At 67.9% G+C, this 12,854-nt stretch carries 11 protein-coding genes and 2 rRNA genes (1 of these 13 cut by a window edge); 9 read left to right on the forward strand and 4 right to left on the reverse strand.

Annotation, left to right across the window (positions count from 1 at the left end):
* From ACMATS_RS20630 to ACMATS_RS20670, 9 genes are all read left to right on the forward strand, one after another.
* A 23S ribosomal RNA gene (locus ACMATS_RS20630) occupies positions 1-2,284 on the forward strand; it begins 838 nt to the left of the window's first position.
* Between the two features lie 75 nt (positions 2,285-2,359).
* Positions 2,360-2,476 (forward strand): 5S ribosomal RNA (gene rrf / locus ACMATS_RS20635).
* Between the two features lie 60 nt (positions 2,477-2,536).
* The gene (locus ACMATS_RS20640) at positions 2,537-3,718 is read left to right on the forward strand and encodes an MFS transporter (RefSeq protein ID WP_414168674.1); all 1,182 of its coding nucleotides are present in this window, start codon (positions 2,537-2,539) and stop codon (positions 3,716-3,718) included.
* On the forward strand, positions 3,687-4,880 hold the full coding sequence (locus tag ACMATS_RS20645; RefSeq protein WP_390780683.1) for an acetoin utilization protein AcuC: 1,194 nt from the start codon (positions 3,687-3,689) through the stop codon (positions 4,878-4,880). Before ACMATS_RS20640 ends, ACMATS_RS20645 begins: the two co-directional genes overlap by 32 nt.
* A gap of 20 nt (positions 4,881-4,900) precedes the next feature.
* Entirely contained in the window at positions 4,901-5,716 is an 816-nt protein-coding gene (locus ACMATS_RS20650) for a phosphatase (RefSeq protein ID WP_414168675.1), read from the forward strand.
* 128 nt (positions 5,717-5,844) lie between these two features.
* On the forward strand, positions 5,845-6,054 hold the full coding sequence (locus ACMATS_RS20655) for a helix-turn-helix domain-containing protein (protein ID WP_067299677.1): 210 nt from the start codon (positions 5,845-5,847) through the stop codon (positions 6,052-6,054).
* 110 nt (positions 6,055-6,164) lie between these two features.
* Positions 6,165-6,263: a 30S ribosomal protein bS22 gene (locus ACMATS_RS20660; RefSeq protein WP_003948845.1), complete on the forward strand. Its 99-nt coding sequence runs from the start codon at positions 6,165-6,167 to the stop codon at positions 6,261-6,263.
* 203 nt (positions 6,264-6,466) lie between these two features.
* Complete coding sequence (locus ACMATS_RS20665) at positions 6,467-7,513, forward strand: NAD-dependent epimerase/dehydratase family protein (RefSeq protein WP_390780685.1); 1,047 nt, start codon at positions 6,467-6,469, stop codon at positions 7,511-7,513.
* A gap of 14 nt (positions 7,514-7,527) precedes the next feature.
* The gene (locus ACMATS_RS20670; protein WP_414168676.1) at positions 7,528-8,556 is read left to right on the forward strand and encodes a lysophospholipid acyltransferase family protein; all 1,029 of its coding nucleotides are present in this window, start codon (positions 7,528-7,530) and stop codon (positions 8,554-8,556) included.
* A 168-nt stretch (positions 8,557-8,724) separates the two neighbouring features.
* Here the strand turns inward: ACMATS_RS20670 and ACMATS_RS20675 are convergent, their stop codons facing one another.
* The 4 genes from ACMATS_RS20675 to ACMATS_RS20690 all read right to left on the reverse strand — a co-directional run bounded on the left by ACMATS_RS20675 (position 8,725) and on the right by ACMATS_RS20690 (position 12,652).
* Positions 8,725-9,906 carry a DUF5667 domain-containing protein gene (locus ACMATS_RS20675; RefSeq protein WP_390780686.1) on the reverse strand — a complete coding sequence of 394 codons (1,182 nt, stop codon included), beginning with the start codon at positions 9,904-9,906 and terminating at the stop codon, positions 8,725-8,727.
* A 213-nt stretch (positions 9,907-10,119) separates the two neighbouring features.
* Positions 10,120-10,920 (reverse strand): ECF subfamily RNA polymerase sigma factor, BldN family, encoded by an 801-nt coding sequence (locus tag ACMATS_RS20680; RefSeq protein WP_390780687.1) that lies wholly within the window; start codon positions 10,918-10,920, stop codon positions 10,120-10,122.
* A 416-nt stretch (positions 10,921-11,336) separates the two neighbouring features.
* Positions 11,337-12,284 (reverse strand): HAD family hydrolase, encoded by a 948-nt coding sequence (locus tag ACMATS_RS20685; protein WP_390780688.1) that lies wholly within the window; start codon positions 12,282-12,284, stop codon positions 11,337-11,339.
* An 89-nt stretch (positions 12,285-12,373) separates the two neighbouring features.
* Positions 12,374-12,652, reverse strand: coding sequence for a glutaredoxin family protein (locus tag ACMATS_RS20690; RefSeq protein WP_171085663.1), 279 nt, complete (start codon positions 12,650-12,652; stop codon positions 12,374-12,376).
* Positions 12,653-12,854: the final 202 nt, after the last annotated feature.

Here is a 12,854-nt window from a genome sequence, read left to right on the forward strand (position 1 = left end):
ACCCACCAGGGTTGAAAACCTGGGGGATGACCTGTGGTTAGGGGTGAAAGGCCAATCAAACTCCGTGATAGCTGGTTCTCCCCGAAATGCATTTAGGTGCAGCGTCGTGTGTTTCTTGCCGGAGGTAGAGCACTGGATAGGCGATGGGCCCTACCGGGTTACTGACCTTAGCCAAACTCCGAATGCCGGTAAGTGAGAGCGCGGCAGTGAGACTGTGGGGGATAAGCTCCATGGTCGAGAGGGAAACAGCCCAGAGCATCGACTAAGGCCCCTAAGCGTACGCTAAGTGGGAAAGGATGTGGAGTCGCAGAGACAACCAGGAGGTTGGCTTAGAAGCAGCCACCCTTGAAAGAGTGCGTAATAGCTCACTGGTCAAGTGATTCCGCGCCGACAATGTAGCGGGGCTCAAGCGTACCGCCGAAGTCGTGTCATTGCAGCATAAGGACCAACGTCTGCTGTGATGGGTAGGGGAGCGTCGTGTGCCGGGTGAAGCAGCCGTGGAAACGAGTTGTGGACGGTTCACGAGTGAGAATGCAGGCATGAGTAGCGATACACACGTGGGAAACGTGTGCGCCGATTGACTAAGGGTTCCTGGGTCAAGCTGATCTGCCCAGGGTAAGTCGGGACCTAAGGCGAGGCCGACAGGCGTAGTCGATGGACAACCGGTTGATATTCCGGTACCCGCTTTGAAACGCCCAGTATCGAATCAGGCGATGCTAAGTCCGTGAAGCCGTTCTGGATCCTTCGGGTGAAGGAAAGTGGTGGAGCCGACGACCCAGACTTGTAGTAGGTAAGCGATGGGGTGACGCAGGAAGGTAGTCCAGCCCGGGCGGTGGTAGTCCCGGGGTAAGGGTGTAGGCCGTGTGATAGGCAAATCCGTCACACGTTGAGGCTGAGACCTGATGCCGAGCCGATTGTGGTGAAGTGGATGATCCTATGCTGTCGAGAAAAGCCTCTAGCGAGTTTCATGGCGGCCCGTACCCTAAACCGACTCAGGTGGTCAGGTAGAGAATACCGAGGCGTTCGGGTGAACTATGGTTAAGGAACTCGGCAAAATGCCCCCGTAACTTCGGGAGAAGGGGGGCCATGTCTGGTGATGGGATTTACTTCCTGAGCTGGGTGTGGCCGCAGAGACCAGCGAGAAGCGACTGTTTACTAAAAACACAGGTCCGTGCGAAGCCGTAAGGCGATGTATACGGACTGACGCCTGCCCGGTGCTGGAACGTTAAGGGGACCGGTTAGCGCATCTTCGGGTGTGCGAAGCTGAGAACTTAAGCGCCAGTAAACGGCGGTGGTAACTATAACCATCCTAAGGTAGCGAAATTCCTTGTCGGGTAAGTTCCGACCTGCACGAATGGCGTAACGACTTCTCGACTGTCTCAACCATAGGCCCGGTGAAATTGCACTACGAGTAAAGATGCTCGTTTCGCGCAGCAGGACGGAAAGACCCCGGGACCTTTACTATAGCTTGATATTGGTGTTCGGTTCGGCTTGTGTAGGATAGGTGGGAGACTGTGAAGCATGCACGCCAGTGTGTGTGGAGTCGTTGTTGAAATACCACTCTGGTCGTGCTGGATGTCTAACCTGGGTCCGTGATCCGGATCAGGGACAGTGTCTGGTGGGTAGTTTAACTGGGGCGGTTGCCTCCTAAAGGGTAACGGAGGCGCCCAAAGGTTCCCTCAGCCTGGTTGGCAATCAGGTGTTGAGTGTAAGTGCACAAGGGAGCTTGACTGTGAGACCGACGGGTCGAGCAGGGACGAAAGTCGGGACTAGTGATCCGGCGGTGGCTTGTGGAAGCGCCGTCGCTCAACGGATAAAAGGTACCCCGGGGATAACAGGCTGATCTTCCCCAAGAGTCCATATCGACGGGATGGTTTGGCACCTCGATGTCGGCTCGTCGCATCCTGGGGCTGGAGTCGGTCCCAAGGGTTGGGCTGTTCGCCCATTAAAGCGGTACGCGAGCTGGGTTTAGAACGTCGTGAGACAGTTCGGTCCCTATCCGCTGCGCGCGTAGGAGTCTTGAGAAGGGCTGTCCCTAGTACGAGAGGACCGGGACGGACGAACCTCTGGTGTGCCAGTTGTTCTGCCAAGGGCATGGCTGGTTGGCTACGTTCGGGAGGGATAACCGCTGAAAGCATCTAAGCGGGAAGCCTGCTTCGAGATGAGGACTCCCACCCACTTGATGGGGTAAGGCTCCCAGTAGACGACTGGGTTGATAGGCCAGGTGTGGAAGACCGGTAACGGTTGGAGCTGACTGGTACTAATAGGCCGAGGGCTTGTCCTCAGTTGCTCGCGTCCACTGTGTAGGTTCTGAAGTAACGACCCGTGAAATTGCCCGGAGTCGATATCTTCATAGTGTTTCGGTGGTCATAGCGTTAGGGAAACGCCCGGTTACATTCCGAACCCGGAAGCTAAGCCTTTCAGCGCCGATGGTACTGCATGGGGGACCGTGTGGGAGAGTAGGACGCCGCCGAACTCATTTTAGAGAATGCCGTAGGCCCTGGTCTTTGACCGGGGCCTACGGCATTTTTGCGTTATGGCATCCCACATACGGCACGGCCGGCTCGCCCTCACCGTCAGCTTCTGTGTCCAGGGGGTCGTCTTCGCCCTCCTCGTCACCCGGATCCCGGCGCTCAAGGACCAGTACGGGATGCCCGACGGGCTGTTACCCGTCTTCCTCGCTGCCGTGCCGGTCCTGGCCGGGGTCGGCAGTGTGGTCACCGGGCGCCTGGTGCGGAGAGTGCCGCCCGCGTACGTACTGCGCTGGGTGCAGCCCGTCGTCTGCCTCGCCCTGCCGGCGGTGGCCGCGGGGGACCGGCTGTGGCAAGCGGCCTGCGGGCTCGGGGCGTTCGGGCTCGCAGTGGGAGCGCTGGACGCGTCGATGAACATGCTCGGGGTGGGCCTGCAGCGCGCGTACGGGCGCAGCATCATGCTCGGCTTTCATGCCGCGTTCAGCCTGGGAGGGATCGCCGGGGCGTCGCTCGCGTGGCTGGGTGCGCACCAGGGGTGGTCGTTGGCCCGGCTGGACGTGCCCGTCGTGGCCGTCGTCCTGCCGGCCGCGTTCATCGCGAGCCGGTGGTACGTCGTCCGTACCGCCGAGGAGCCGGGCTCGGGGCACGGGTCGTCCGCGCCGGGGGCCGGGGCCGCCCGCGGGCTGTTGCCCCTCTGCCTCGTCATGACCTTCGCCTATATCGGTGATTCGACGGTCTCCAACTGGAGTGCCACATACCTGCATTCGGTGCTGCACGGTTCCGAACAGCTCGCGACCGTTCCCTACAACGTCTACATGGCGACCACTCTCATCGGCCGTTCGCTCGGGGATCTGACGGTGCGGCGTTTCGGTGCGGTTGCCGTCGTCCGGGCCGGGGCCGTGGTCGCGGCGGGCGGTTTTGCCGTGGTGGCGATGGCGCCCGGGGCGTGGGTGGGGATAGGCGGGTTCACTCTTCTGGGGATCGGACTGTGCGTCATCGTGCCGCAGATCTTCGCCGCCGCCGAGGACGACGCCTCCGTGGCCCGGCTCAATGTCTTCAACTACGTGGGATTTCTGGTCGGTTCGCCTCTCGTGGGTGTTCTGGGCGAGGCGTGGAGTTATCGCGGGGCGATGTGTGTGCCGATGACACTTGTTCTTGCGACGTTGTTGTACGTCCGCTCGTTCGGGGTGTTGTCCGACCGATACGGTGACGGTCATGAGCGGCCGCGCACAGCTGATGTGGGATGAGGCAGTAACGGGCTACGACTTCGGTCCCGGGCATCCGATGGACCCGGTGCGGCTCGCGTTGACCATGCGTCTGGTGGAGGCCTTCGGGCTGGACAAGGCGGTGCGGGTGGTGGCGGCCCCGCCGGCGGGGGAGTCGACGCTGCGGCTGGTGCACCGCGAGGACTACATCGATGCCGTGCGGGCGGCTTCGGCGGATCCCGGGGCCGTGCCCCATGCCGACCCCGCGGCCTTTCTCCCTTACGGGATCGGGACCACCGACGTGCCGGCCTTTGCGGGAATGCACGAGGCCTCGGCCCTGATCGCCGGTCAGTCGGTGGCCGCGGCCGAGGCGGTGTGGAGCGGGGAGGCCGCCCATGCGGTGAATTTCGCGGGCGGGTTGCACCACGCCATGCCGGGCGGCGCCTCGGGCTTCTGCGTCTACAACGACGCGGCCCTGGCGGTGGCCCGGCTGCTCGAGCTGGGGGCCGAGCGGGTCGCGTACGTCGATGTGGACGTGCACCACGGCGACGGGGTGCAGGCGGCCTTCTGGGAGGACCCGCGGGTGCTGACGATCTCGCTGCACGAGCACCCCAGGACCCTTTTCCCGCAGACCGGTTGGCCCGAGGAGACGGGTGCCCCGGGTGCGGAGGGCAGCGCGGTGAACCTGGCGCTGCCGGCGGGGACGGGGGACGCCGGGTGGCTGCGGGCGTTCCACGCCGTGGTGCCCGAGCTGCTGGCCGCCTTCCGGCCGCAGGTGGTGGTGAGCCAGCACGGCGCCGATACACACTTCGACGACCCGCTGGCGCACCTGGCCGTGTCGCTGGACGCGCAGCGGATGGCGGCGGAGGCGTGCCATGCGCTGGCCCATGAACATGCGGAGGGGCGCTGGGTCGCGCTGGGCGGGGGCGGATACGCGGTGGTGGAGGTGGTGCCGCGGTCGTGGACGCATCTGGTGGGGATCGCGGCCGGGCGGCCGGTGGATCCTGAGACCGTGGTGCCGGAGGAGTGGCGGGGTGAAGCGTTCCGCCGGACACGGGAGTTGGGGCCGTTGCGGATGACGGACGGGCGGACGCCCGTGTGGCGGGACTTCGGGGAGTCGGGGTACGACCCCGCCGACCGCCTGGACCAGGCCGTGCTCGCCACGCGCCGAGCGGTGTTTCCGGCGCACGGACTGTTGCCGTAGGCAGGGGAGGGATCCACCCCATGGTGAGCAGCGACGCCCTCCGCGCGCACCTCCTCTCCGCGCGGCTCGCCGGGGTCGTGGCGACCTCGCGGGAAGGGAGTCTCCACCGCTACCGGGCGTTCGCTGCGGGGGACCCGCGGGTGCTGATCGGTCTTGAGCCTGAATGTGACTGGCGCTTCGAGGACTTGTTGCGTCTGATGAGCAACAGGTGCGGGGTTTCAGCCGATCCCCAGCACACTTCCGGGCAGGATGTGATCGACCCCGAGCGGACGATCGTGGCACTCGGTGCCTTCGCCGAGCGGCTCGGCGCGGTGGCCGAACGGCGCGGCGCGGTGCTGCTCGGGACCGGTCACCCGCACCGGCTCCTGGACTTCTACGCCGGGTTGGCCGTCGGCCTCTCGGCGGCGGGATGCGAAGTCCTCACCCCGGCGCAGGGTCGAAGTGTCGACATAACGACCCGGTTCGGGGTACGCACTTACCACCTTGACTACGTCCGAGGAGTCGCGCTGATGCGTGAACCCGGCGCGCGGGCGTCGGGGAGTGAGCCGGGCGCGCATACGCATTCACCACTCCCGGTTCGGATCGCCCTGGCCGCTGCGGCCGAGGCCGGCGGACCCCTGCCCGACCTGGTCATCGGGGACCACGGGTGGCTCTGCGGGGCAGGTCAGCTGGGCATTGAGGCCATCGGTCCGGCCGACGCGGACGACCCTGCTCCGTTCGTCGGGGAGGCCGAGGGGAGGGTGTCCGTCGTCGTTCCGCTTGATGACACTGTGCGGTCTGATTACTACCGACCGCTTACTCGCTATGTACTCAATCGAGCGTGTCTGTCACAGTAGGCGGCCGATGGCTGCTCCTCTTCCCCACTCGCATCACCCGCCCCTACTCTGGGGAGTGAGCGCGCAGCGACGAGGAGTCACCGGAGGGGAAGCCGGTGCGCGTCATGTGCGGAAGGTTCAGGTGTGTCATGGCTGCTGGCGAAAGGCCTCTCAACGAGGTCGTGTTCCTGACCGTGGCGGAAGTCGCCGCGGTGATGCGAGTGTCCAAGATGACCGTGTACCGCTTGGTGCACAGCGGTCATCTGCCGGCGATCCGGGTGGGCAGGTCCTTCCGGGTCCCAGAGCAAGCGGTGCACGAGTACCTCCGGGAGTCCTACGTGGGGGTGGAAACAGCCTGACGGGGGCCTCGGATTACGCTGTTCGCCCGGTGCCGGGTAGGCTGGCCCGATGTAGGTCGTGTGGGCTCGGACGCCCCGCACCGAGTGAATCGATGTAAGCGAGGGTAGTCGTGGGCTCTGTTATCAAGAAGCGGCGCAAGCGGATGGCCAAGAAGAAGCACCGCAAGCTGCTCAAGCGCACGCGCGTTCAGCGTCGCAACAAGAAGTAAGCGGCTCGCCGCTGTGCTCGTCCCGCAGCCCTTCCACCGTTCCCGGTGGGAGGGCTGCGGTGCGTTGCAGTGAGTGATGCCTTCGCTACGGCTTGAAATGTCGCTCGGTGCAGCGGGCGGTCATCACAGTGCAACAACGACCCGCTACCGTGGCCGCGGCAGGGCACTTCTGGTCGGGTGAGGGTGGAAGGAAGGCGCTGATCTTGGGCAAGGTCGTGCTCGTAACCGGAGTCGCGCGGCAACTGGGCGGCCGGTTCGTCCGCCGCATCCTGCGCGAGCCCGACGTCGACCGGGTCATCGGGGTGGACGCGGTGCCACCCGAGCACCGCCTGGGCGGGGCCGAATTCATACGGGCGGACATCCGCCACCCGACGATCGGCAAGCTCCTGGCCGAGCACGCCGTGGACACCGTCGTCCATATGGACGTCAGCGGCACCTCGCTGGCCAAGCGGGGCAGCCGGGCCGCGGTCAAGGAGACCAACGTCATCGGCACCATGCAGCTGCTCGGAGCCTGCCAGAAGACCCCCTCCGTCAAGCGGCTCGTGGTCAAGTCGAGCACCAACGTCTACGGCTCCGCCCCCCGCGACCCCGCCGTCTTCACCGAGACCACCCCGCCCAAGTCCCTGCCCAGCGGCGGCTTCGCCAAGGACACCGTCGAGGTCGAGGGCTATGTGCGCGGCTTCGCGCGCCGCCGGCCCGATGTGGCCGTGTGCGTCCTGCGGTTCGCGAACATCCTCGGGCCCTGTGCCGACTCGCCGCTCGCGGAGTACTTCTCCCTGCCCGTACTGCCCACGGTCCTCGGCTTCGACCCCCGGCTGCAGTTCGTCCACGAGGACGACGCGATCGAGGTGCTGCGCATCGCCACCGGCGAGCCGGCCCGCTCCACGCTCAACAGCGGCACCTTCAACATCGCGGGAGACGGCGTTCTGCTGCTCTCCCAGGCCGCCCGGCGGCTCGGGCGCCCCACCCTCCCCTTCTTCCTGCCCAGCGTCACCTGGGTGGGCTCGGTGCTGCGCTCCGTCGGAGTCCTGGACTTCTCGCCCGAGCAGGTCCGGCTGCTCACCCACGGGCGGGTCGTCGACACCGCGCAGATGCGCGAGACGCTGGGCTTCCACCCCCGCTACTCCACTGCGGAGGCCTTCGCGGACTTCGCCCGCAGCCGCGGCCCGGGGCTGCTGCCGCCCGAGACCCTCGCCCGTACCGTCGACCGGATCGCGGCGCTGGTGCCAGCCGGCCGCGGCCAGAACTGAGGAGCGCACCCACCATGGCGGATGCGAAGGTCATCCCGTTCGGCGACGATCCACGCGCCAAGCGGAGGCCCAAGCGGCCCGTGCGGGCCCGGCCCGGCCGGGCGGCCGCGCCGCTCGCCCCCGTACCGGCGCAGCGGGACGAGCCGCAGGAGTCCGCCGACGCGCAGCCGGCGCCGTCCGGCGCGGTGCAGGCCCCGGAGGAGGGCGGCTGGGACCGGCGGCTGGCGCACGGGCTGAGCTTTCTGCGGCGGCGGATCACCGGCGAGTACGAGGTCGACGACTTCGGCTTCGACGAGGAGCTCACCGAGCAGGTCGTGATGTCCGCGCTGCGGCCGGTCTACGACAAGTACTTCCGGGTCGAGGTGAAGGGCCTGGAGAACATCCCCGACAAGGGCGCGGCGCTGATCGTCGCCAACCACTCCGGGACGCTCCCGTGGGACGGCCTGATGCTCCAGGTCGCGGTCCACGACCACCACCCGGCCGCGCGGCACCTGCGGATGCTCGCCGCGGACCTGGTCTTCCGGCTGCCCGGCGTCAACGAGATCTCCCGCAAGCTCGGGCACACCCTCGCCTGCGCGGAGGACGCCCAAGTGCTGCTGGAGCGCGGCGAGTTGGTGGGCGTGATGCCGGAGGGCTTCAAGGGGATCGGGAAGCCCTTCTCCGAGCGGTACAAGCTGCAGCGCTTCGGCCGGGGCGGGTTCGTCTCGACGGCACTGCGTGCCGGGGCGCCGATCGTGCCGTGCTCGATCGTGGGGGCGGAGGAGATCTACCCCATGGTCGGCAACGCGAAGACGGTGGCGCGGCTGTTCGGCTTCCCCTACTTCCCGCTGACGCCGACCTGGCCGTGGCTCGGCCCGCTGGGGCTGATGCCGCTGCCGACGAAGTGGACGATCCAGTTCGGCGAGCCCATCCCCACGGACGGCCACCCGGCGGAGGCCGCGGACGACCCGATGCTGATGTTCAACCTCACGGACCAGGTGCGGGAAACGATTCAGCACACGCTGTACAAGCTGCTAGTGCAGCGCCGTTCGGTGTTTTTCTGACTCGGGGTACCCAGGACCGACGGACGGAGTCCGGCGCAGTCGTCCGAAGCGTGCGGAGCACTGCGAGGGCGACGAAAAGGAGGGGCCAAACTGCTCGTGCAGCGGCGGTCGGTGTTCTTCTGAGTCCGAGGGAAGAACACCGACCGCCGTCTGTCCGTACCTGCTGTGCTACTTGTCCTCCTGGCCGTGGATGCCCAGACCCGGCAGGACGTCCGGGGGCAGCAGCGGCGGGATGACGATGGGCGGCTTGCCGGACTGCTTGCCGTCCTTGCCCGGGGAGCCGGACGTGCTCGAGCTGTCGGGCGCGGGCTGCAGCAGGCCCGTACCGCCGAGGAGCCCCTCGCCCTCCTCGTGACTGCTCGGGGCGGACGAACGGGGGCTGCTGCTGGGGTGCTTGCCGTCGGCCGCGGACGGGGACTGCGGGGCGGGCGCGGAACGGCCCGCGCTGCCTCCGGCGTGCGGCGAGGCGCTGCCCCGGTCGGGAGCGGCATGCCTGCCCTTGGGCTGGTGCAGCAGGCCCTGCAGCGGTTCGACCTCATCGTCTATGGCGGTGAAGACCGAACTGACCTTGTCCCCCACGTCGGTGAGCGGGAGGGGCAGCCGCTCGCGCAGCTGGCTCCAGCCCTCGCGGTGCGAGGCGGCGAACGAGGACAGCCGCCGGATGGGACCCAGGGAGCCGTCGCGCCGGTAGGCGGCGTGGAGCAGGCGGTGGCCCTCGGCCGCGTCCTGCTGCATGCCGAAGAGGGTGCGGCGGATCTCGTTGAGCGACTCGTGGTCGAGGTGGCCCGAGCGGCCGCGCTCCATGAGGCGGCGGGCCTCGGCCAGGCGCGTCGACGCCTGGTCGAGGAAGAGGCCGCCGCGGTCGGCGTCGCTGTCGGCCATGCCGAGCTTGAGGTCCTCGATGCCGCGCTTGAGCCCGTAGAGGGTGTCGCCCGGCAGGGCGTTGGAACTCGCCGACGCCACACCGCCGAACGCGCCCGCCGCCACGCCCACCGTGAGCCCGCCGGCGGCGAGCCCCTTGGACCAGCGGGAGCGCGGCCGGAGCCGGCCCAGCGCCCGGTGGGCACCCTGGCCCGCACCCTTGCGCGGCTGGGGGACCGTGGTGCCGCCGCCCGCGAACTGGCTCTCCATGGCGGCGATCAGCTGAGCCCGCTGAACGGTTTTCACCTCGGGATCCAGCTCGGGGGCGGGCAGCTCACCGAGCCCGCTCGCCAGGGCCAGCAGCCGGGCCTGCCCGGCATCCTCAGCCGGTGGTCCGGGCCGTGCGGCCGCAGCGCCCTGGAGGTCCTGGTCCTCCAGGGCCTGGGCGAAGGCGTTCGCCCGCCGGTGCGCCGAAACATTCGCGATCACGGGCGGCACCTCCTCTCGTCATGACGGTCGACTCCCCTGGACATCAGTAGGGTTGCACGCCTTGAGGGCGTCCACTCGAACGAGTGAGTAGACAGGGGTTGGGCGCGACCTCGGGAAGCCTGCATCCCGGACAACGAGTGGCGCGGCAGTCGGGTTACGCGGACGCGGGGACCTCGGGGAAGCGGTCGGGGTCGGGGGAAGCGGCGCACGGGATCAGCGGGCGTCGTCCGGCAGGAGTCTGGCCAGGGTGCGCACGGCCCGGTACTGGAGCGTCTTGATGGCACCCTCGTTCTTGCCCATCACCCGGGCGGTCTCGGCGACCGAGAGGCCCTGCAGGAAGCGGAGGGTGACGCACTCCTGCTGCTGCGGATTGAGTTTGCGCACCGCCTCCAACAGGGCTGCGTTGGAAAGGGATTCGAGGACGGAGTCCTCCGGGCTGCGCTCGACCTCGTTGGCGTCGAGCATCTCTCCCGTGGTCACTTCGAGCCGGAACCTTGACGACTTGAAGTGGTCGGCGACGAGGTTGCGGGCGATGGTCACGAGCCAGGCGCCGAAGTCCCGGCCCTGCCAGGTGAAGGTGCCGATGCGGCGGAGGGCGCGCAGGAACGTCTCGCTCGTGAGGTCCTCGGCCGTGGCCCGGCCGCCCACGCGGTAGTAGATGTAGCGGTAGACGGTGTCGGCGTACTGGTCGTAGAGGCGGCCGAAGGCCTCGGCCTCGCCGGCCTGGGCGCGCTCGACCAGGTCCAGCATGCGTGCGCTGTCGCTGTCGGCGCTGGGGCGGCGGGTGGTCGTGGTCGTGGCGGCGGCGCCACGGCGGGCTCGTCTGCCGACGGCCGCGCTGCTCTCGGCGAGGGCGTAGAGGGGACCGGCCGGGCCGCCGTTCCCTACGGCCGGGCCGGGTGTGGCGAGGGCGGGGACGGCATACGCGGTGGGGACGAAGCCGCGCAGACGGTCGACGACCGCTGCGCGCAGCGTAGCCAGGCCCGAGGCGTCAACCCCGACGTGTGGGTACACGGGACTCCCAGAGGCAGAGCTTCCATCACGTGCAGTGCGGGACCGTTCACTCGCCGTGGGGACAAGTGGGTACCGGTTTGCGTCTGAGGAGAATAACCCTTCGTACAGGCAGCGCTACACCGAGTTGCTCAAATCATCGTTTCCATGCGTTCTGAGCCCGATTGCTGCTCGATCAAATATCGAACTCTGAACGGAAGTTGACCGGATTTGCCGATGGTGTGGCCGATTCGGCAGCGTGTTGTGGCAATCCGGACACGCCAGGACTGTCGTGGGCCATGTGGGGGTATGACAACAGGATTGCCTGCGGGGTGAAATCGGTTACGGCCCGTGGCGAGGAGGCGCGCCGGGGCTGTCGCCCGATGTGGTGACGGCGGGGCAACGCCGGGGGGACGGGCCGGAGTTGCCCCCGCCGGGGGTCAGCGGCGGCGCCGGTGCAGGGCGACGGCCGCCGCGGCGCCGCCCGCGAGGGCGCCCACGGCAGCCGCCGCGGGGATGCCGACCTTCGCGGCCTTGCGGCCGGTCCGGTAGTCGCGCAGCCGCCAGCCGTGTTCGCGCGCGTGCTTGTGCAGCCGGCCGTCGGGATTCACCGCATAGGGGTGCCCGACGATCGACAGCATCGGGATGTCGTTGTGGGAGTCGCTGTAGGCGGCGCAGCGGGACAGGTCCAGGCCCTCGGCGGAGGCCAGCGCGCGGACGGCCTCGGCCTTGGCCGGGCCGTGCAGCAGCTCGCCGACGAGCTTGCCGGTGTAGACGCCGCCGACGGACTCGGCGACCGTGCCCAGCGCGCCGGTCAGGCCGAGGCGGCGGGCGATGATCGTGGCGGTCTCCACGGGGGCGGCGGTGACGAGCCAGACCTTCTGCCCGGCGTCCAGGTGGGCCTGGGCGAGGGCGCGGGTGCCGGGCCAGATGCGCTCGGCCATGTACTCGTCGTAGATCTCCTCGCCGATGCTCATCAGCTCGGAGACGCGGTGGCCCTTCACGATGGACAGCACGCTGTCGCGGGCGTCCTGGATGTGTTCGGGGTCCTCGGTGCCCGCGAGCCGGAAATAGGCCTGCTGCCAGGCGAAGCGGAGCAGATCGCGCTTGCCGAAGAAGTGCCGCTTGTAGAGGCCGCGTCCGAAGTGGAACATGGCGGCGCCCTGCATCACGGTGTTGTCGAGGTCGAAGAAGGCGGCGGCCTTTTCGTCGCCCGCGACCGGGAATTCCGGCTCGGGCTGCTCGGGGGTCTCCGGCTCGACCGGGGCGGACGTCTCGTCGCTCTCCTGGGCGGACTTGCGCGCTGCCTCCGCCGAGGCCTCGCCCGCCAGCACGCTGCGGGCGGTGGCGGAGCGCTTGCGGGAAAGGAGCCATCCGAGTGCGGCCATGCCGTGAGCATAGCCAGTTTGTTCGGGGTGCCCGGAGCCGGGACGATGCGATGGCGTGAACACTGCGTATCCGTGGGGCTACCCGGCGGCTATCCCCCCAGTGCCTTGCGCAGCCTGTCCGGATTCACCCGCCAGAAGTCGTGCTGTTCACCGTCGACGAGGACGACCGGAATCTGTTCCCAGTACTTACGGTGCAGTTCCGCGTCCTGCTCGATGTCCTTCTTCTCCCAGCGTGCGCCCAGCTCGCCGCAGACCCGCTCGATGACGGCCTCGGCGTCGTCGCACAGGTGGCAGCCGGGCTTGCCGATCAGAGTGACGATGGAGTCGGCGGGGTTCTTGCGGGCGCTACGGCGCAGCAGCGGGCTCATGTCCGTCATTGTGCCGGGTGCTGCCGTGGGGCGGCTGTCGCGCCGGTGCCTCGTGGGGGCTCCCGCCGGCGTCCGGGACGGCGAATCCGGATGCCTGAGTCGACTATCATCGTGGGCGTTTTGTCCGGAGAAGAAGCAGCGCGGTGAGGAGTGGACGCCCGTGTCCCCGTCGACGCACCTGTGGTGCGCGTGCGGCCCGTGT

It is taken from the genome of Streptoverticillium reticulum, from assembly GCF_047456005.1.
GTDB lineage: Bacteria > Actinomycetota > Actinomycetes > Streptomycetales > Streptomycetaceae > Streptomyces > Streptomyces reticulum.